This is a genomic window from Streptomyces sp. NPDC004788, assembly GCF_053601115.1.
Genome location: NZ_JBSGBF010000130.1, coordinates 1 through 19,143 on the forward strand (window position 1 = coordinate 1; position 19,143 = coordinate 19,143).

Here is a 19,143-nt window from a genome sequence, read left to right on the forward strand (position 1 = left end):
GTCGCGGCCGGGGCGGGCGCGCCGGGGGTGCCCCCCCGGCGGCGGGGCTCACGGGGCCGCGGCGGCGCCGCCCGGGGGCGGGGGGCGGGGCGGCGGTGTCGCCCGGCCCCTCGACCGGTGTCCGAACGGTTCAGGACACCGGGCGCAGCCCCAGGTGCTCGCGCAGCGTCGTCCCCGTGTACGCGGTCCGGTACGCCCCGCGCTCCTGGAGCTCCGGCACGAGCAGCTCCACGATGTCGTCGAGGCCGTCCGGGATCAGATACGGCGTGATGTTGAAGCCGTCGACGGCGCCGTGCCGGGCGAAGTGGGTGAACCTGTCGGCGAGTCCGGACGGGGTGCCGACGTGCCCGCGCTGCGGGCCCAGCTCGATCACCGTCTCCCGCAGCGACCACCCGTTGGCCTCGGCCCTGGCCCGCCACTCGGCGACCACGGCCCGCGAATCGGCGACCCGGGCCGAGCCGAAGGCGCCGGTGTTCTCCACGACCACCGGATCCTCGGCGGGCAGCGGCCCGTCCGCGTCCCGCTCCGACAGGTCCAGGTTCCACAGCCGGCCCGCGATCGCGAGCGCGGTGGCGGGCGTGACCTGTTCGAGGCGGATCCAGCGGGCCTTCTCCTCGGCCTCCTTCTCCGTCGCGCCGATGATGATCTCCGTGCCCGGCAGGATGCGCAGCGCGTCCTCCGGCCGCCCGGCCGCGCGCAGCCGCCGCCGGATGTCCTCGGCGAACCCGAGGGCGTCGTCGAAGTCCTGGCCGTGCGCGGAGAAGATGACGTCCGCGTTGCGCGCCGCGAAGTCCCGGCCCGCCGGCGAGTCGCCCGCCTGGAAGATCACCGGATGCCCCTGACGGCTGCGCGGCTGCGTCGGCGTGAGCTCCACGTCGAACTGCGGCCCCGCGTGCCGCACCTGACCGATCGTGCCCGGTACGGACCAGGTGCGGGCGTCGGCCGAGTCGGCCGTCGCGCCCTCCGCCCAGCCGTCCCAGATCGCCCGGGCCACCCGGAGGAACTCCTCGGCGCGGGTGTAGCGGTCGGCGTGGTCGAGGAAGCCGCCGCGGCGGAAGTTCGCCCCGGTCCAGGCGTTGTCCGTGGTGACGACGTTCCAGCCGGCCCGGCCGCCGGAGAGCAGATCGAGGCTGGCGAAGCGGCGGGCCAGGTCGCCCGGCTCGTTGAAGGTCGTGTTGGACGTCGAGACCAGGCCGATCCGGTGGGTGACGGCGGCGAGCGCGGACAGCTGCACGAGCGCGTCCGGCCGCCCGGCCACGTCCAGCTCGTGCACCCGGCCGTCCGTCTCGCGCAGCCGCAGCCCGTCGCCGAGGAAGAAGGCGTCGAACAGCCCCCGTTCGGCGGTCTGCGCGATCCGGCGGAAGGAGGCCGGATCGATCTGCGAGCCGCTCTCCGGGTGCGACCAGACGGTCCAGTGGTTGACGCCCTGGAAGAACACCCCGAAGTGCAGCTGGGCGTCGGGGCGGGGCACGTCCTGCGGGTCGGTGCGCGTCATCGGTTCCCCTCCAGGGAGGCGGTGGCGGTGCCGGCGGTGGTGGCGAAGCGGCTGTCGGGGCGGGGGAGTCCGAGGGCGGTGCGGAGCGTGGCACCGGGCAGCGGGCGCGCCGCGACCCGCCGTACGAACAGCTCGGGCAGCACCAGGCGCGAGAGGACCTCCAGGTCCTCGTCGAGGACCAGCGGATGCAGCCGCACCCCGTCGACCAGACCGCTCAACTCCTCCAGGAGCGCGACCAGTCCCCGCGCCGGTCCGGTGTAGCGCAGCCTGCCCGGTGGCCTGCCGGGCGCGGCGTCCCAGGAGGCGTACCGCTCCAGGTCCGCGATCCGGTCCGCCGCCGACTCGGCGGGCGTGTCCAGGGCCACCTCGATCTCGGCGAACGCGAGCGGCGCGCCCGACGCGGCCGCCGCCTCGCCGAGCAGGGCGGGGGAGGCGCCCTCCACCAGGGCGATGTCGACGAGCTCCGGGGGTACGAGCCCGGCGGGCGCGAGCACCACGGGCCTGCCCTGCGGCGGCCGGGGCACGATCGACGGGCCCTTCACGCTGTACGTCTCGCCCTCGAAGTCCACGTAGTGCAGCCGCTCGCCGTCCAGGTAGCGGCTCGTCGCCACGGACCTGATGACGGCGTCGTCCTCCCACGAGTCCCACAGGTCACGCACCACGCGTACGCCGTCGACGGCCTCCCGGCGCAGCGCCGCCTCGCCCTCGACCCGGGGGCGCCCCCAGGCCCGGGCGGCCTCGGCCGTCCCCTCGACGCCCACGACCCAGCCGGCCCGGCCGACCGAGACGTGGTCGAGCGAGGCGAGCCGGGTGGAGACGTGGAACGGTTCGGCGTAGGTGGTGGCCACGACCGGCGCGACGCCGATCACGCTGGTGGAGGCGGCGATGTACGCGGCCCGCTCGACGGCCCCGAGCCGCCCCGCCGGCCCGCCGGAGGCGGCGGAGCCGGGCGGCAGGATGTCGTCGTCGAGTGTGACCAGGGTGAACCCGGAGTTCTCCGCGACGGCCGCGGTCCTGGCGACCCGACGCGGCGTCAGCAAGGCACCGGGCGCGTGCGCGGCACGGCGCCAGGCGGCCGGATGGGCACCGTCGCCGTCGATCTCGACGGCCAGGTGCAGGGGCGGGTGAGGCATGGGAGTCCTTCCGAAGGGCTGGGGCGACAGGGCGGGCCGCCGCCGGGCCGGTCCGGAGGCACGTCTCCGTACCGCCACATCGGCACGCGCGCATGGCGACACGCGGGCACGTCGCACGCGGGAATGGCGCACGCGGGCATGGCGGGATGGCGATACGGAGGGAGTGTCAGCGGGAGCGCGGCACACGACGGCCCGCGACCGCGGCGCGGCGGCCCGAGGAGAACGGCTCGCGCGGCGGTCGGGCGGTGATCAGCGGTGTGCGGAAGGACAGATGGCGGAGGCGGTGCGGCAGAAGTCCACGTGCCGCCGGCAGCTCAGCAGGGCCCCGGCCCGCACGGCACGACGGCCACGGCGCTGCGCGGCGCTCGGTGCGTGCACGGGGGCCTCCACGGGTCCGGAAGGGAACCGCCCCAGCTTAGGCAGGGGCGGTTCAGCGATGTCAAGGGCGGTCCGAGGAACGGCACGACGAAGTGCACGTGTCCCGGGGCGGGTTGGGGAGCGCGCGCAGTCCCGGACGCCGTCAGGGAGTGGGTGCGGTGCCGGGCTCAGCCCCCGTCAGGGGCCGTGAGGCGGGTCTCAGCCACCGCCGTGGGCGGGCCGGTACCCGGCTCAGCTCCGGTACGGCGTGTTCGCCTGCGCCCAGTCCGCGAGCGCCCGCGCGCACTCCGCGACCGACTCGCGCCAGCTGCGGCCCGCGCCCTCGCCGGCGTCGTCGCTGACGTGCTTGACCATCCGCAGCGGCACCCCGGCGAGCGCGGCCGCCGAGGCGAGCGCGTAGCCCTCCATGTCGACGAGGGCGGCGCGGACGGCCAGGCGCTCGCGGGACGCCTCGTCGGCGATGAACGCGTCACCGGTGGCGAGGACGGCCTCGCCGCCGCCGGCCAGGGTGAGCGGGGCGCCGTACGTCTCACCGGTGAGGGTGGCGAGGAGCTGCCCGTCGAAGTCGTGCTGGACCACGGTGCCGATCAGGTGCGTGCCGCTCCAGCCGGGGCGCAGCGCGCCCGCCGTGCCGAGGTTGACGACCTCGGAGGGCCGCGGCCCGCGGGCGAGGGCGGTCGCGAGCGCGGTCGCCGCGTTGACCTTGCCCATGCCGGTGAGCAGCACGGGAAGGTCGGTGTCGAGGTGCTGGGCCTCCTCCTTGACCGCGAGGACGAGGAGCGGGCGGCCGGTCGTGATCTCACCGATGAGTTCCATGCGAGCCACGGTACCCGCTGCCGCTCAGGTGCAGGTCACACGGGGAGCAGCCGCCCGACCAGGTCGGCGAGCTGGCGGGCGTTGCGGCAGGGGCGCATGTCGACCAGTTCCGCGTAGGCGTGGGCGACGGAGTCGCCGGTGGACCAGAGCGCGGGCTGTTCCGGGTTCAGCCAGTACACCCGGCGGGCCCGGTCCGCGATCCGCTTCAGGGCCGGCAGGTTCGGGTCGCTGCGGTTGGTGCGGGCGTCGCCGAGGACGAAGACGACGGTACGGGGGCCCAGCGCGTCCGCGTACCGCTCGGCGAACTCGCCGAGCGCCGTCCCGTAGTCGCTCTGCCCGTGCCAGCCGGTCAGCTCCGCCTCCGTGAGGATCCGCTCGCCCAGTCCGGCCGGGTCCGCGCGGCCGCGGGCCACCAGGTCCGTGACCTCGTCGACCCGGTTGACGAAGGCGAAGACCCGCACCCGGCTGAACTGGTCGTGCAGCGCCTGCACGAGCAGCATCGTGAAGTGCGCGAAGCCCGCCACCGAGCCCGACACGTCGCACAGCAGCACCAGCTCGGGCCGCCCCGGGCGCCGCCGCCGCAGCACCGGCCGCATCGGCACGCCGCCGGTCGACAGGGAACGCCGCAGGGTGCGCCGCAGATCGATCTCGCCGCGCGCGGCCCGGCGGCGGCGCGCGGCGAGCCGGGTCGCGAGGCGCCGCGCCAGCGGCCGTACCGTACGCCGCAGCTCGTCCAGCTGGGCCCGGCCGGCGAGCAGGAAGTCGATCCGGTCGGGGGTCGCCTCCACGGCCCGCCGCGCCACCCGGTCGCGGCCCTGCCGCTGGGCGACCCGGCGGCGCGCCTCGGTCCGCACCCGTTCCCGGAAGTCCTCGATGCGCCGCCGGATCTCCTCGTCCGCGAGCCGGTCGGCGAACTCCGGCTCGCCCGCCTCCTGACCCGTCTCCTGCCGCAGCGCCACCCGGGTACGGGCCAGCAGGGTCTCGGGGCGCAGCCGGGACAGGGTCTGGTACGAGGACCAGCCGTCCGAGCCGGGCGACGCGCCGTAGCCGCCGAGCATCCCGACGGCCTCGCCGGCCAGCCGGGTGAGCCCGGGGTCGTCGCCCGCGGCGAGGGCGGCGGCGAGCCGGTCCCGCAGCTCCCCCAGCTCCGCCGCCGGGTCGCCCGCCCCCGGGCCGGGCTCCTGCTCGCGCCCCTCGACGAGCGGGAAGTACAGGTCGAAGACCCGGTCGAACACCTTCCGCTGGCCCTCGCCGTGCAGCAGCGTCGCCGCGAGCGCCTCCCGCATCCGCTCCCGGTCCTCGAAGCCCACCGCGGTCAGGGCGAGCCCGGCGTCGACGGTCTCGCCGGTGCCGATGCCGAAGCCGTGCGCCCGCAGGGCCTGGACCAGGCCGGTGACCCGGTCCGTGATCTTCTCGGGCGGCGTATCCGGCCGCGGACGAGGCTGCGGCCGCTGGTCCCGGTCGGCGGTCACACCGCGTCCAGGTCGAGCTTCGCGGCCGCCTTCTGGATGTCCTCCTGGTGCTTCAGGATCACGCCTAGGCTCTGCCGCACGACCTCCTCCGAGAGCGCGCCGGCGCCGAGCGCGAGGAGGGTGCGGGCCCAGTCGACGGTCTCCGCGACCGAAGGCGCCTTGCGCAGGTCCATGGCCCGCAGCGCGCCCACCACCCGGACCACCGAGGCCGCCAGCGCCTCGTCGATCCCGGGCACCTTGGCGCGCACGATCCGGCGTTCCAGCTCCTCCTCCGGGAAACCGATGTGCAGGAAGAGACAGCGGCGGCGCAGGGCCTCGGAGAGCTCGCGGCTGGCGTTGGAGGTGAGCACGGTGAAGGGGCGGCGGGTCGCGGTGATCGTGCCGAGCTCGGGCACGGTCACCTGGAAGTCGCTCAGGACCTCCAGGAGCAGCCCCTCGACCTCCACGTCGGCCTTGTCCAGCTCGTCGACGAGCAGCACGGTCGGCTCGTCGGAGCGGATGGCGGTGAGCAGCGGCCTCGCGAGCAGGAACTCCTCGCCGAAGATGTCGGTGCGGGTCTCGTCCCAGCTCTCACCGCGGCCCGCGGTGATCCGCAGCAGCTGCTTGGCGTGGTTCCACTCGTACAGCGCCCGGGACTCGTCGACGCCCTCGTAGCACTGCAGCCGTACGAGGCCGGCCCCGGCGACCTGGGCGGCGGCCTTCGCCAGCTCGGTCTTGCCGACCCCGGCGGGTCCCTCGACGAGCAGCGGCTTGCCCAGCCGGTCGGCGAGGAAGACGGCGGTGGCGACGGCGGGCGAAGCCAGATAGCCGGTGGCGGCGAGGCGTGCGGCGACGTCGTCGACGGAGCTGAAGAACCCGGTCGTCATGGCTGTTCCCCCGGAGTGAGAGCAATGGTTACCGGCCAGTAGTCGCAGCGTAGCGTCCGGCGCGTCATCATGCGACGGCCTTGCTCCCGCCGCTGGTCGGAGGGGCGCCGCGCGCGGCACGGGCAGGCCGCTGATGGAATGGGGAGAGGTGGAACGGCGGTGGAGGCGCGGTGTCGGAACGAGCAGGGGAACGGTGCCTGCCGGCGGGGGAGCCGGTCGGGGAGTACGAGGCCGTCCTCGCCCGGCTCGACGCCGTGGAGCACGCCGCCACCGAGATAGGGACCCGGCTCGACGAGCGGGTCATCTGTGCCGAACTGGCCGGATTCCTGGTCCGCCGGGTCGCCGGAGCCGCAGCCGTCGACCTCCACCCCCAGGACGGCGCCCCGGCCGCGTCCGGGCCGGTCGCGGTGGCCGGAAACCCCGCACTGCTGGAGGAGGCAGCGGACGCGGCCGACGAGGGTGCGGGCGCTGGGGCCGCGGCCGACGAGGGTGCGGGCGCTGGGGCCGTGGGCGCGGAGGACAAGGGCGCGGAGGGCGCCGGCGCTGAGGACGTCGGCGCGGTCGGCCGCGGCGGCCCGCCCCGTACCGCCGGCCTCGCCGTGCCGCTGCTCGCCACCACGGGTGAGGAGCTGGGCCGGGTGCGGGTGGCGCGGGCCGGCGGGGGCTTCTCCGGGCACGACGAGGCCGTGGTCGCCCACGCCGCCCGGCTCGCCGCCGTCCACCTCGGACACGCCCGCAGGCTCGCCGCGACCGAGGCCACCGCCCTGCACCTGCAGCGCGCCCTGGTCGCCGAACCGGGCCGCCCGCACCCCAACCTGGAGATCGCCGGCCGCTACCTGCCGGCAGGCCCGCGCACCCTCGTCGGCGGCGACTGGTTCGAGACCGTGCGGCTCCACTTCGGCCGCAGCCTCCTGGTGGTCGGCGACGTCATGGGCCACGGCCTGGACGCCGCCGTCGACATGAACGCCTACCGCGGCGCCCTGCGCGAGGTCGCCGCCACCGACCTGCCCCCACACCGGGTGCTGCGCCAGCTGGACGCCGTCGTCGCCGAGGACGAGGCCCGGCGCCCCGCCACCTGTCTGCTGATCCAGGTCGACCCGGCCCGCGCCACCGCCACCTTCGCCAGCGCCGGCCACCTTCCGCCCGTCGTCTTCGCCGCCGACGGCTCCGCCGAGCTCGTCGACCTCCCCGTCGGCCCGCCGCTCGGCACCGGCCTCGGCGGCTACGAACCGGCCGTCCGCTCTCTCACCCCCACCGACACCCTGCTGCTCTTCACGGACGGCCTGGTCGAACGGCGCGGCGAGGACATCGACGCCTCCCTCGCCCGGCTCGCCGCCCTCCGCCTGCCGGCCGGTTCCGGCCCGGAAGCGGTCGTCGACGAGGTGCTGCGCCGGCTCGCCGCGGACACCGCCGAGGACGACGTCGCCGTGCTCGCCGCCCGGGTCCGCGAACGGCCCGTGACCTGAGGCGAGTCGACTGTTTTCGGCCCCGGCGGAATTCTTTCGGCCGGACGCTTGTGCCGGTCCCCGCGGCGGGGCACTCTCCTCGGTATGAACACAGCCAGGCACGCCAGTGAACGCCTGATGAGCTGGCCCTCGCTGATCGCCGACCGTACGCCGTGCGGCGCCGAGCTCGGACTGCGCACCGCGACACAAGAGATCGTGCACTTCCATGGCGAGCACGAGGCCGAAGTCCACCTCACCCGTGCCATGATCGCCCGGCTCCGGCCGGCCCTCCTCGGCTCCAGCGCGCTCCGACTGCGCGCCGGCTCCGGCTGGGTGACGGTCCGTCTGGACACCGGATCGGACATCGACCTCCTGGCGACCCTCGTGAGCGCCGCCCTCCAGGCCACCGGGGCCCCGTACCCCGGCGACGACACCGCCCCCGACCACTGCACCCGCACCGGGCGCCCGTACGCCCGTTTCTGACTCCTCACCGGACATCGGACCCCGGACACCGGAGCCACGCACCGGCCTCGAAGCCTCAGCTCCAAGAAGCCGGCCTCGAAGCCTCAGCTCCACGTACCGGGCCCGAAGCCTCAGCTCCACGTACCCGGCCTCGCGTCCGGAGCTCCGGAACCGGCCCGTTCCCACCCGGACCCACCCGTTCGGCGGCACGCCGGACGGGTTCGGCCGGTGAGCGGGGTACCCCACGAGGCATGCCCCCCACTTCCGGTGCGCCGCACGACGATGCCCCCAGAGAGCACGTTCATTGGTTCCCCCGGCACTACGCCCGCATCCTCGCCTCACCCGTCGGGCTGGTGTGGAACCGCGGGCGCGAGATGGAACTGATGCACCGCGCCATGGGGTTCGCCGCGCTCAGCCTGCTCACCCTCATCCCCCTCCTCATCGTCGTGGCCGCCGCCGACCTCGCCAGCGGCCACGGCTTCGCTCGCTGGCTCATCGAGGGCCTCGGCGTCTCCGAGGTCTCCCGGGAAGAGGTCGAACGGCTCTTCGGGCAGCCGGGGGCGACCCTGGAGCGCACCACCGCCTTCGGTCTCGCCGCGCTCGCCGCCTTCGGCGTGACCTTCGGCTCGGCCGTCCAGACCGGCTACGAGCGCGTCTGGGACCTGCCCACGGCGCGCTGGCACACCATGTGGCGCCACGTCGTCTGGCTCGGCGTCCTGATCGCCGCGCTTCTGCTCTTCGTCGCCGCCCCCACCCCGGAGCAGTCGTCCACCGGCGTCACCGTCCTGGTCGCCGCCGCCGACCTCACCGGCACCTTCGCCTTCTTCTGGTGGTCGCAGCGCTTCCTGCTGTGCGGCCGGATCCGCTGGCGGGCCCTGCTCCCGGGCGCCGTCCTCACCTCGCTCGGCCTGCTCGGCCTGCGGGTCTTCTCGCAGTACGTCTTCTCCCCGCTCATCGCCTCCAACGCGGTGACGTACGGCCAGTTCGGCACCGTCCTCGTGCTCCAGTCCTGGCTCGTCGGCGTCGGCTTCGTCGTCTACGGCAGCGCCCTCGTCGGCCGTCTGGTCCACGAACTGCTCCTGCTGCGCCGGCTCAACCGCGAGCCGCCCGGCCCGGAGCAGCCCTGAGCGGCCCCGGGCCCCACGGGTCCAAGCGGCCTCACTGGTCCCTGCGCTGCACCGCGAGGACCGTCACCGCCGCCGCCACGAGCGCCCACACCCCGTACACCAGCCACGCCCCGCCGACCGTCCACGGGAACGGCTCCGGCCAGTCCACCGTCTTCACCAGCCGCTGCCAGGCCTTGTGCGGCTGTACGTGGGCGAGGACCGCCGACCAGTGGTGCTTCTCGCTGGTCACCGCCGGCACCAGCAGAAGCAGCACCACGTTCGCCACGACCGTCGCCGCGCCGGTCCGCAGCAGCGTGCCGAGCGCCATCCCGGCCAGCGCGCTCACCGGCGCGAGCAGCGCCGACGCGACCACGACCCGCAGCGCCCCCGGGTGTCCGATCGACAGGCCGATGCCGTGCACGGACAGGATCGCCTGCGTCGCGAAGAACGAGCCCGCGGCGGCCACCGCGCCGAAGCCCGTCGTCACCCCGGCCACCACGAGCACCTTGGCGGCCATCAGCGGGCGCCGGGCCGGGACGGCGGCGAACGTCGTACGGATCAGCCCGCTGCCGTACTCGCCGGTGACCGCCACCGCCCCCATCGCCGCCGCGGCGAGGATCATCACCGTGGCCGCGTTCCCGGTGAACGCGTCCCACAGCGCCATGCCGTCGCGCACATAGCCGGCCCGGCTGGCGGTGTCGTAGGTCGGCCAGTACCGGTAGCGGTCCCATGCCTGGCCCACGTTGAACGCGACCACCGCGAGCACGCCGAGCAGCAGCGACCAGCCGGTCGAGCGCAGTGACCAGAGCTTGCACCACTCCGCGGCCAGCAGGTCGCGGAAGCGGGCACGGGGCTCGGTCGGAACAAGGGCGAGGTCGGTCATCGGGCGTCTCCCGCCGGGTACTCGACGCTGTCGGCGGTCAGTTCCATGAACGCCTCCTCCAGGGATGCCTTCCGTGTGGTCAGCTGGTGCAGCGGCAGCCGCCGGGCGTGCGCGAGGTCGCCGATCCGGACCGCGTCCAGACCCGTCACCGTCAGCAGCCCGCCGGCCTCCTCCCGTACCGCCGCGCCCTCCGCGCGCAGCAGCCGGGCCAGCTCGGCGGCGGCCGGGGTGCCGACCGTGACGCCCGGCCGGGTGCCGCGCGCCGAGAAGTCCGCCAGGCTCTCCGCCGCGATCAGCCTGCCCCGGCCGACCACCACCAGGTCGTCCGCGGTGTGCTCCATCTCGCTCATCAGATGGCTGGAGACGAAGACCGTGCGGCCCTCGGCCGCCAGCCGCCGGAACAGGCCGCGCACCCACTGCGCCCCTTCCGGGTCGAGTCCGTTGAGCGGCTCGTCGAAGAGCAGCACCGGCGGATCGCCGAGCAGCGCGGCGGCGATCCCGAGCCGCTGTCGCATCCCCAGCGAGAAGCCGCCGATGCGGCGCCGGGCCGCGCCCGCCAGACCGACCTCCTCCAGGAGCGCGTCGACCCGCGCGACCGGGATCCGGTTGGAGCGGGCGAGCATCCGCAGATGGGCCCGGGCCGTCCGCCCGCCGTGCGCGTCCCCCGCGTCGAGGAGCGCGCCGACGTGCCACAAGCCGCGCGGCCGGTCGCGGAACGGGCGGCCCGAGACCGTCACCGTCCCGCTCGTCGGGGTGTGCAGCCCGAGGACCATCCGCAGCGTGGTGCTCTTGCCGGCCCCGTTCGGCCCGAGGAAGCCCGTCACCCGGCCCGGCCGTACGGTGAAACTGAGCGCGTCCACGGCGGTCTTGGTGCCGTAGCGCTTGGTGAGTTGCCTGACGTCGATCATGGCACCACGGTGCCGCCCCGGCCCCGCCGCGCACATCGCCCCGTGGACGACAGACCGGGCCGACCGCTGTCATCTCCGGGGGTACCCCGCAGGGGTGATGTCCGGTGATCACACGATCCGGTGATGACCGGGCTCAGGGCCCGGCCGGGGCGCTCCGACCGCTTGGATGGGCGGTGATCCATTCGCCTGCCGAGAGAGAGCCGCCCATGGCGAACACCTGGCTGCCGCCCGCCGAGTTCATCGCGACGCTGCCGAGAGCGACCGCGTACGCCTGCCTGTACTTCACCGACACCCACGGCCGCCCCCTGCAGCTGCGCGCGGCCTTCGAGCCCGGGGTGTGGCAGTGGCCCGGCGGGAACATGGACCCGGGGGAGACGCCCTGGGAGACGGCCGTCCGGGAGTGCCGGGAGGAGACCGGCCTGGTGTACGAGGGCGAACCGCGGCTGCTCGCGGCCCACTTCGTCACCGACCGCGGCGAGCAGTGGCCGGCCAACCACATCGGATTCATCTTCGACGGCGGCGAACTGTCCGACGAGCAGATCGCCGCCGTGGTCCTCGACCCGACCGAACACACCGAGTACCGGCTGCTGACCCTCGCCGAGTGGGAGGCGGAGATGAACCCGCGCTCCTTCCGCCGTCTCGCCGAGGTCGACCGGGCCCGTCGGACCGGAGCCACCCTGTACCTGGAGTCCGGCCACGACTGCTGAGCCGGGCCCGTCCGCGGCGCGGTGAGGGGCGGCGACCGTCACCGGACGGTCGTCGCCCCGGTGGCGGTGCGGCGGTTGCCGCGGGCTCACCGCTGGCAGTGGGGCATCGGGTGGACCGGGTGGGCGATGTCGAGCACGAAGCGCTCGGGGGAGTGCAGCACGAAGGACTTGTAGACGGGCTTGGTGTGGAAGGCCGCTCCGACGGTGACGACGCCCTCGAAGTCGCCGGTGAGGGCGACGCCCTTGAGCGCGGGCAGATGGATCCTGACCAGCCGGGGTCCCTGGTAGACGGACTGACCGGCGGCGTTGTGGGCGGTGGCGGGCGAGAGCTTGATCTCCAGGAAGAACTTCCCGGGGAGCGGGACCCTGTTGCCCGAGCCGTCGTAGCGCAGCACCTTCACGGGCTTGACGGTCACCGGGGGCATCGTGCCCCGGACGTCGACGACGAGCCGGTCGAAGGTGGGGTGACCGCCCCAGCGCACGTTGACGACCTGGGCCGTGGCCGGCGGGGGCGTCGTGCGGGGCGGTGCGGCGGTGGCGCCGGCGGGGACGGTGGCCCCGATCCCGGCGGCGAGGAGGATGCCGGCGGCCGTGGCCGCGAGGCTCTGACGGTGGAGCATGACGTCCCCCGGCTTTCTTCTGCGACGGGGACAGTGGTGTCACTGGGAGAGATATCCGCCCTCAACTATACGGTTCCTCCCTTTCTGTGTTTTTTCGACCGATTCTTCAGCCTTCGGGGTGTATGACACAGGCGTGCGGGTGGGGGCGCGTACGGGAAAGAGCGCGGGCGCCCCCGTAACCTCGGCGCTCCTCGGCAGTTGACCAGGCCATGAAGAAGCGCAGCATGCTCGCCATCGCCTCCCTCGCCGCCGGTGTCGTCACCGCCCTCGTCACCCCGCCCCCGCACGCCTCCGCCGCGGAGAGCAGCAGCCCGGTCGACGGGATCACCGGTCTGCTCCAGGAGGACCAGGGCGCCGGCGCCCTCCTGCACGGGACCGTCGAGAAGGCCGGCGACACCGTTCAGACCCTGCACACCGGCGGTCTCATCTGACCGCTCACCCCGCATGCTTCCGTGCCTCGCACCGCCCTCCCGACAGGGCCGTGCGGGGCACGTTCACGCTGCCACCACCCGAGAGGCGGTGGCCCGTGCGCGCGCAGTACCTGGGAAATGACAGGATGTCCCCATGAGCGACAACGTTTACTTCGACATCACCATCAACGGCGAGGCCGCCGGCCGCATCGTCTTCAAGCTGTACGACGACGTCGTGCCGAAGACCGCCCGCAACTTCCGTGAGCTGTGCACCGGCCAGAACGGCTTCGGCTACGCCGGCTCCCCGTTCCACCGCGTCATCCCCCAGTTCATGCTCCAGGGCGGTGACTTCACCAACGAGAACGGCACCGGCGGCAAGAGCATCTACGGCGAGAAGTTCGCCGACGAGAACTTCGAGCGGAAGCACGACCGCGCGGGCCTGCTCTCGATGGCGAACGCGGGCAAGAACACCAACGGCTCCCAGTTCTTCATCACGACCGTCGTGACCCCCTGGCTCGACGGCAAGCACGTCGTCTTCGGCGAGGTCGTCGAGGGCATGGACATCGTCAAGAAGATCGAGGGCCTCGGCTCCGCCTCCGGCCGCACCAGCGCCGACATCCGCGTCGCCGCCTCCGGCACGGTCTGAGACCGCCGCCCGGCCGCCGCGCCGGGCGACGACCCCCCCCCCCGTGCCGCATCCGGCCGGGGGCGGTCGCCCGGCGGAGGGCGTCAGGTGAGGGCCTCCGCCAGCGCCCGGGCGAAGCCGTCCGGGTTGTCGATCATCAGGTTGTGACCTGCCGCCGGGATCACGAGCACGGGTATGCCCTCGGCCGCCACCTTCTCGGCATCGGCGTCCGGCAGACTCGCCTCACCCACCAGGAACGCCCGCGGCCGCTGCAGCGCCGCAAACAGGTCACCGGCCGCCGGCGCCGAACCCTCCACCAGCGCCACGGCGCTGCGGTGCACGGCCAGCGGGTCCGCGAGCCGCAGCCGCGCCGCGTAGTCCGCCCGCTGCTGCGTGGCGAGCATCGCCGCGAAGCCCTCGCGCACGAAGGACTGCTCGTCCTGTGCCGCGACGGGGGAGGAGAACATCCCTCCGCCGGCATACAGGTTGGGCTCGGCCACCACCAGCCGCTCCACCAGATCCGGGCGCGCGGCGGCGAGATGGACCGCGACGGCCCCGCCCATCGAGTGCCCCACCAGCTCCACCCCGGTCAGGCCCTCGTGGTCGAGGATCCGGGCCACGACCGCCGCCTGGGACTCCATCCGGTAGTCGAAGCCGCCCGGCCGGTCGCTCAGCCCGAAGCCCAGCAGATCGACCAGGAGCGAGCGCCGCCGGGGCAGCGCCGGATGCACCGCGACGTGCGCGAAGTCCGACGCGCCCGTGCAGCCCAGACCGTGCACGAACACCCGCGCCGGCCCGTCGTCCTCCTCCTGGGCGCCCGGCAGATCGAGCCATCGCACGCAGGCCCCCACCTCCGCCAGATACAGCTCCCGCATGATCCCGCCTCCCGTCGTCACCCCGTAGGGCCGGCTCCCCACCGGCACCGACCACCCTACGAGCCACCACTGACAACGCCCCGGAAAGGGCCGATCAGGCGGGACAAGCCGATCAGGCCGGACATGCCTTGCCTCAGGCGAAGGCGGCCGCGTTGCGCTCCGCCCACGCCGCGAACGGCCGCCCGGCGCGTCCGAGTACCCGCGCCACGTCCGGACTCACCCGCTGCTCCTCCGCGCTCGGCTCGCCCAGCACCGACAGCATCCCGTCCACGGCCGGCTCCGGCAGGAACCGCACCAGATGGGCGCGCGCCTCCGTCCGGGTCTGCGCCACGAACCGCACCGGCGCCTCCACCGCCCGCGCGAGCGCCGCCGCCTGCTCGCGCGGGCTCACCGCCGCCGGACCGGTCAGCACATACGTACGCCCTCGGTGCCCGTCCTCGCGGAGCGCGGCGGCGGCCACGTCCGCGATGTCCGCCGGGTCGACGACCGGCAGCGCCACATCGGCGAAGGGCGCGGCGACGGTGCGGGCGGCGCGCACCGACTCGGACCAGAGGAAGGCGTTGGAGGCGAAGCCGGACGGCCGCAGGATCGTCCACTCCAGGCCCGATTCCCGCACCGCCGTCTCGAACGCCCGCAGGGGGGCGTGCGACGGCGAGTCCGGGCGGGTGGCGAGGAGTTGCGAGGACTGCAGGACGATCCTGCGCACTCCGGCCGCCACGGCGGCGGCGACGATCGCCCGCGCGTCCAGCTCCGCGCCGACCCCGCCGACCAGCAGGTACACGGCGTCGGCACCCGCGAAGGCGGCGGCCGCCTCCGCCGGCCGGGCCAGGTCGGCGGCCCGGTGCCGTACGCCCTCGGGCAGCGGCGCCGTGCCCGCCCGGCGGCTCACCGCCGTCACGTCCTCGCCGGCCTCGGCGAGAGCCGCCACGAGCAGGCGTCCGACGTTCCCGGTCGCTCCGGTGACCACGATCATGACGCGTTCCTTCCAGGAAGAGATTCAGGAGTGACCCCGGCGGGGCGGAAGCTCCCGCCGCGGTCACCTCGCTCATCCTGGAAGGTGAACTGTCCTTCTCCTGGCCACTTTTCCACGCCTGTTCGGAAGCCCTGGGGCTCAGCCGTCGCCCTCGCCGTAGCGACGCTCGAACTTCGCGATCCGTCCCTCGGTGTCCACCGTCCGCGCCTTGCCCGTGTAGAAGGGGTGACTCTCCGACGAGATCTCGACGTCCACCACCGGGTACTCGTTGCCGTCGTCCCAGGTGATGGTCTGGTCGCTCGTGGCCGTGGACCGGGTCAGAAAGGCGAACCCGGCCGACCGGTCGCGGAACACCACTTCCCGGTACTCCGGCTGCTTGTCCTGCTGCACATCTCCTCCTCGAACGGCCTGCCGGCGATCCCCCGATGGTGCCCAGCCTTCCCGCGCACCGCCCGCACGACCACGCCGCACACCCGACCGGGTGACGGCGACGGCCCGCCGGGCGTCACGGCCGGTGGCCGTGCGGCTCCCAGCGCGCCGCGAGCAGCAGCGCGATGTCGTCCGGGCGGTCCGGGGCCTGGCGCGCCTCGCGCATCAGCCGGTCGGCGGTCTCCGCGAGCGCCGCCGTGCCGGTCGCGGCGAAGCTGCGCCGCAGCCGCTCGATGCCCTCGTCGATGTCCGTGCCCGGCCGCTCCACCAGACCGTCCGTGAACAGCGCGAGGACCTCGCCCGGTGCGAGCCGCAGCCGGGTCACCGGATACGTGGCGGTGTCGTCGACCCCGAGGACCACACCGCCCGCCAGCTCCACCACCTCCGCCGTGCCGTCCGACCGGCGCAGCAGCGGCTGCGGATGCCCGGCCCTGGCCGCCTGCGCCAGACCCGTCTCCGGGTCGAGGACGACGTAGCAGCAGCTCGCGAACTGGCCCGGGTCCAGGTCGATCAGCAGCCGGTTGGTGCCCCGCACCACGTCCTCCGGCGGGTGCCCGCCGAGCGCGAACGCCCGCACGGCGCTGCGCAACTGCCCCATCGTCGCCGCCGCGGCCACGCCGTGGCCCTGTACGTCGCCGATGACCAGGGCCAGGGTCCCGGGGAACGTCTCGATCACGTCGTACCAGTCGCCGCCCACGTCCATGCCCTGGGTGCCCGGCAGATAGCGGCCGACGGTGTCCACGCCGTCGTACACCGGCAGCCGGTGCGGAAGCAGCGCGTCCTGCAGCCCGCGGGCGAGGGCGGACTCGGAGTCGTACCGCTGCGCCCGCTCCAGTGCCTGGGCGATCAGGCCCGCGAGCGCGGTGAGCACCGTCCGCTCCTCGGCGGTGAAGCCGCGCGGTTCGTCGAAACCGAGGATGCAGGTGCCCACCGGCCGGCCCGAGGCGATCAGCGGCAGGAACGCCCGGGCGCCCGAGTGCGCGTCGAGCGGCAGCCCCGGATAGGCCGCGCCGAGCTGCTCCATCGACTCGAAGAACAGCGGCCGCCCGGTCGTCAGCGTCTCCACGCCGGGTACGTGCGCGTCCAGGCCGACGCCGTCGAAGGGCTCCAGGAAGCCCTTGGGGAAGCCGGTCTCCCACGCCATGTAGAGGTGCCGCTCGCTCAGGAGGTAGATCGCCAGCTGCCGGCCTCCGAAGGCCGGCAGGAGCTCCTCGGTGACCACCGCGGACACCTGGCGGGCCGTCACCGCCTCGGAGAGCGCGATCGCCAGGGCCACCGGACGGTAGATCGCCGCGGCCCGGCCCTCCGGTGAGGAGAGCCCGTCGACCTCACCGGTCGGCTTGGCCCGGAGCGGCCCGGCCGGGTCGCTCTCCGGCTCCATGACCAGCGTCACCCCGTCGTGCCCCGGATAGAGCGAGAGCGACAGCCACTCGCCGCGCCCCGGGTGGGCCAGGAAGTGGATCGGCTGGTCCGAGAGCAGCGCCCCGCGCAGCTGCTCCTCGTGGTACGGGTGCGCGAACCACGGCAGGGCCTCCCACAGCGGAAGCCCGGCCAGCGCCCCGCGCGGCCGCCCGAGCAGCGCCTCGGTGCGCTCGTTGACGTAGGTGATCCGGCCGAGCCGGTCGATGGCGAGGATCGCCCGTGGCAGCCGGTCGGTTGCGTCCGAGCCGACGAGCCCGCTGCCGAGGTCGACGAGCGAACCGGTGATCACGTTCTCGTCCCGGCCGCTGCGCAGCGGGCGTGCCGTGACCTCCAGGAGGTGCAGTCCGCCGTCCGGCCCCTTCAGCCGGATCCGGCGTGCCGCCGGGCCGCCCGAGCCGGCCGCCTGCCGGGCCAGCGCCCACAGGGCGTACCCGTCCTCCGGCACGAGCCGGGCGGTCAGCGCCTTCACGGTCCACGGGGACGGGGTGGGCTCGCCGAGGATCTCCCGCAGCCCGGCGTCCGCGGTGACCGTGCCGGTGGCCAGGTTCCAGTCGAAGTAGCCGATCCGCACCGGCGGGCCGATCCGGGCCGGCAGCTGTACGGAGACCGGCTCGCCCGGCCACTCCACCTGCGTGCCGTGCGCAGCCAGTTCGCCGAGGGTGACTCCGAGTCGCCGCGCCTCCTGCAGCATCCGGGCCCGGTCCCGCGCGTCGACCGGCACCCCGGGCGTCGGGGTGCGCAGCACCACGAGGACACCGAACCGCTCGCGGCCGCCGACGACCGGCGTGTAGAGGGAGGCGAAGGGGAACGGCAGGCTCGCCACGAGCTGCGGGAACAGCCGCATGGCCTCCTCGACGTCCCCCAGATGCACCGGCTGCCCCGAGCGGTGGGCCTCCGCCACCGGGAACGGGCGGTTGATGTGCATCCGCCACCACGGGCGGAACAGCGGCCCCGGCAGCCCCGCGAGCACCGCGAGACGCAGCAGCCCCGGTGTCCCGGACTGCAGATAGACGCCGCCCGCGTAGCCGCCGGCAGCCTCGACCGCCCGCAGCACGGACTCCGCGAGCACCACCGTCAGGGCGTCCGCCGCGGGACCGTCGGCACCACCGCCCCGGTGCGGCGGCCCGGGCCCGGCCGACGGGGCGGGGCCTGCCGCGCCGTACGACGTCACACAGTCAGGATGCGCCTGCCCGGAAGCCCCACGCATCCGGAGACCGCCGCTCCCGACGCCGCTCCCGAACCACCCTCAGGGGGCATTGACCCCGGCCGCCGCCGCTCGCGAGACTCGGGCCCCAACGGATCTCACGACCAGGGGGCACGATGACCGGCCGGGTTCTTCCCTACGACGTGGAGGGCAGCGGTCCGCACCGCGCCCTGGTGCTGCACAACTGGTTCGGCGACCGCACGAGCTTCGCGCCGCTGCGCGAACACCTCGACGGGTCCGTCGGCAGCTACGCCTTCCTGGACTGCCGCGGTTACGGGGAGGCGATCGACGCCGACGGCGCGTACACCATGGAGGAGGTCGCCGCCGACGCCCTGGCCGTCGCCGACGACCTCGGCTGGGACACCTTCTCCGTCGTCGGCCACTCCATGGGCGGCAAGGCCGCCCAGCTGATGCTGCTCGACGCGCCCGAGCGGGTGCGCTCGGTCATCGGCATCTCCCCGGTCTCCGCGGCCGGCTTCCCGCTCGACGCGGACACCTGGGAGCTGTTCGCCGGCGCCGCCGAGAACCACGGCAACCGCCGCGCCATCATCGACAACACCACCGGCGGCCGCTACGACGACGCGTGGCTCTCCGCCCTGGTGGACCGCTCGGTGACCCGCTCCTCCGCCATCGCCTTCCGCGCCTACCTCGACTCCTGGTCGCGCACCGACTTCCACGAGCGCGTCCGCGACAACCCGGCCCCCGTCCTGCTCGTCGTCGGCGCCCACGACCCGGCCCTCGGCGCCGACGCCATGGAGTCCACCTGGCTGCGCTGGTACCCCAACGCACGCCTCACGGTCCTCCCGGACGCGGGCCACTACGCCCCGGAGGAGACCCCGAAGGCACTGGCGGACGCGATCGAGGCGTTCCTGGCGGCCTGACGACGGCGAGGGCCCCGCCCCCGCCGCTCGCGC

General features: G+C 74.6%; 19 protein-coding genes. 7 read left to right on the forward strand and 12 right to left on the reverse strand.

The annotated features are described in order from the left end of the window. Positions 1–130: 130 nt before the first annotated feature. The 5 genes from ACWEJX_RS34430 to ACWEJX_RS34450 all read right to left on the reverse strand — a co-directional run bounded on the left by ACWEJX_RS34430 (position 131) and on the right by ACWEJX_RS34450 (position 6,160). Positions 131–1,495, reverse strand: a complete 1,365-nt coding sequence (locus ACWEJX_RS34430) for an NtaA/DmoA family FMN-dependent monooxygenase (protein WP_451611351.1) — start codon at positions 1,493–1,495, stop codon at positions 131–133. Beyond that, the gene (locus ACWEJX_RS34435; RefSeq protein ID WP_451611352.1) at positions 1,492–2,628 is read right to left on the reverse strand and encodes an LLM class flavin-dependent oxidoreductase; all 1,137 of its coding nucleotides are present in this window, start codon (positions 2,626–2,628) and stop codon (positions 1,492–1,494) included. The genes ACWEJX_RS34430 and ACWEJX_RS34435 overlap by 4 nt, the downstream gene beginning before the upstream one ends. A gap of 609 nt (positions 2,629–3,237) precedes the next feature. Continuing rightward, entirely contained in the window at positions 3,238–3,822 is a 585-nt protein-coding gene (locus tag ACWEJX_RS34440; protein ID WP_451611353.1) for a nucleosidase, read from the reverse strand. A gap of 35 nt (positions 3,823–3,857) precedes the next feature. After that, complete coding sequence (locus ACWEJX_RS34445; protein ID WP_451611368.1) at positions 3,858–5,231, reverse strand: vWA domain-containing protein; 1,374 nt, start codon at positions 5,229–5,231, stop codon at positions 3,858–3,860. 59 nt (positions 5,232–5,290) lie between these two features. Then, a complete protein-coding gene (locus ACWEJX_RS34450) occupies positions 5,291–6,160 on the reverse strand; it encodes an AAA family ATPase (RefSeq protein WP_451611354.1) in 870 nt (289 codons plus the stop codon). 170 nt (positions 6,161–6,330) lie between these two features. Here ACWEJX_RS34450 and ACWEJX_RS34455 point away from each other — a divergent pair, with 170 nt between their 5' ends. The 3 genes from ACWEJX_RS34455 (at position 6,331) to ACWEJX_RS34465 (ending at position 9,194) form a co-directional block, all read left to right on the forward strand. Then, positions 6,331–7,626 carry a PP2C family protein-serine/threonine phosphatase gene (locus ACWEJX_RS34455; RefSeq protein WP_451611355.1) on the forward strand — a complete coding sequence of 432 codons (1,296 nt, stop codon included), beginning with the start codon at positions 6,331–6,333 and terminating at the stop codon, positions 7,624–7,626. A gap of 84 nt (positions 7,627–7,710) precedes the next feature. After that, positions 7,711–8,088, forward strand: a complete 378-nt coding sequence (locus tag ACWEJX_RS34460) for a luciferase domain-containing protein (RefSeq protein WP_451611356.1) — start codon at positions 7,711–7,713, stop codon at positions 8,086–8,088. A 230-nt stretch (positions 8,089–8,318) separates the two neighbouring features. Further along, positions 8,319–9,194, forward strand: a complete 876-nt coding sequence (locus ACWEJX_RS34465; RefSeq protein ID WP_451611357.1) for a YhjD/YihY/BrkB family envelope integrity protein — start codon at positions 8,319–8,321, stop codon at positions 9,192–9,194. Positions 9,195–9,225: 31 nt separating this feature from the next. On the opposite strand, the gene ACWEJX_RS34470 is transcribed toward ACWEJX_RS34465, so the two are convergent. Together ACWEJX_RS34470 and ACWEJX_RS34475 are read right to left on the reverse strand one after the other, a co-directional pair. After that, a complete protein-coding gene (locus ACWEJX_RS34470; RefSeq protein WP_451611358.1) occupies positions 9,226–10,056 on the reverse strand; it encodes an ABC transporter permease in 831 nt (276 codons plus the stop codon). After that, positions 10,053–10,964, reverse strand: coding sequence for an ABC transporter ATP-binding protein (locus ACWEJX_RS34475; protein WP_451611359.1), 912 nt, complete (start codon positions 10,962–10,964; stop codon positions 10,053–10,055). The genes ACWEJX_RS34470 and ACWEJX_RS34475 overlap by 4 nt, the downstream gene beginning before the upstream one ends. A gap of 206 nt (positions 10,965–11,170) precedes the next feature. On the opposite strand from ACWEJX_RS34475, the gene ACWEJX_RS34480 reads away from it, so the two are divergent. Beyond that, a complete protein-coding gene (locus tag ACWEJX_RS34480; protein WP_451611360.1) occupies positions 11,171–11,671 on the forward strand; it encodes an NUDIX domain-containing protein in 501 nt (166 codons plus the stop codon). Positions 11,672–11,757: 86 nt separating this feature from the next. Here ACWEJX_RS34480 and ACWEJX_RS34485 read toward each other — a convergent pair whose 3' ends face one another. Continuing rightward, positions 11,758–12,291, reverse strand: a complete 534-nt coding sequence (locus ACWEJX_RS34485) for an AMIN-like domain-containing (lipo)protein (RefSeq protein ID WP_451611361.1) — start codon at positions 12,289–12,291, stop codon at positions 11,758–11,760. A gap of 209 nt (positions 12,292–12,500) precedes the next feature. Here ACWEJX_RS34485 and ACWEJX_RS34490 point away from each other — a divergent pair, with 209 nt between their 5' ends. Both ACWEJX_RS34490 and ACWEJX_RS34495 read left to right on the forward strand, forming a co-directional pair. After that, the gene (locus ACWEJX_RS34490) at positions 12,501–12,722 is read left to right on the forward strand and encodes a hypothetical protein (RefSeq protein ID WP_403790949.1); all 222 of its coding nucleotides are present in this window, start codon (positions 12,501–12,503) and stop codon (positions 12,720–12,722) included. Between the two features lie 133 nt (positions 12,723–12,855). Then, entirely contained in the window at positions 12,856–13,347 is a 492-nt protein-coding gene (locus tag ACWEJX_RS34495; RefSeq protein WP_451611362.1) for a peptidylprolyl isomerase, read from the forward strand. 83 nt (positions 13,348–13,430) lie between these two features. On the opposite strand, the gene ACWEJX_RS34500 is transcribed toward ACWEJX_RS34495, so the two are convergent. The 4 genes from ACWEJX_RS34500 to ACWEJX_RS34515 form a co-directional block, all read right to left on the reverse strand. Further along, on the reverse strand, positions 13,431–14,201 hold the full coding sequence (locus ACWEJX_RS34500; protein ID WP_451611363.1) for an alpha/beta fold hydrolase: 771 nt from the start codon (positions 14,199–14,201) through the stop codon (positions 13,431–13,433). 133 nt (positions 14,202–14,334) lie between these two features. Next, positions 14,335–15,174, reverse strand: a complete 840-nt coding sequence (locus tag ACWEJX_RS34505; RefSeq protein ID WP_451611364.1) for an SDR family oxidoreductase — start codon at positions 15,172–15,174, stop codon at positions 14,335–14,337. Between the two features lie 138 nt (positions 15,175–15,312). Next, a complete protein-coding gene (locus tag ACWEJX_RS34510) occupies positions 15,313–15,564 on the reverse strand; it encodes a type B 50S ribosomal protein L31 (RefSeq protein ID WP_451611365.1) in 252 nt (83 codons plus the stop codon). Between the two features lie 115 nt (positions 15,565–15,679). Next, a complete protein-coding gene (locus tag ACWEJX_RS34515; RefSeq protein WP_451611366.1) occupies positions 15,680–18,196 on the reverse strand; it encodes a SpoIIE family protein phosphatase in 2,517 nt (838 codons plus the stop codon). A 149-nt stretch (positions 18,197–18,345) separates the two neighbouring features. Between ACWEJX_RS34515 and ACWEJX_RS34520 the strand changes: the two genes are divergently transcribed. After that, complete coding sequence (locus ACWEJX_RS34520) at positions 18,346–19,110, forward strand: alpha/beta fold hydrolase (RefSeq protein WP_451611367.1); 765 nt, start codon at positions 18,346–18,348, stop codon at positions 19,108–19,110. Positions 19,111–19,143 lie beyond the last annotated feature (33 nt).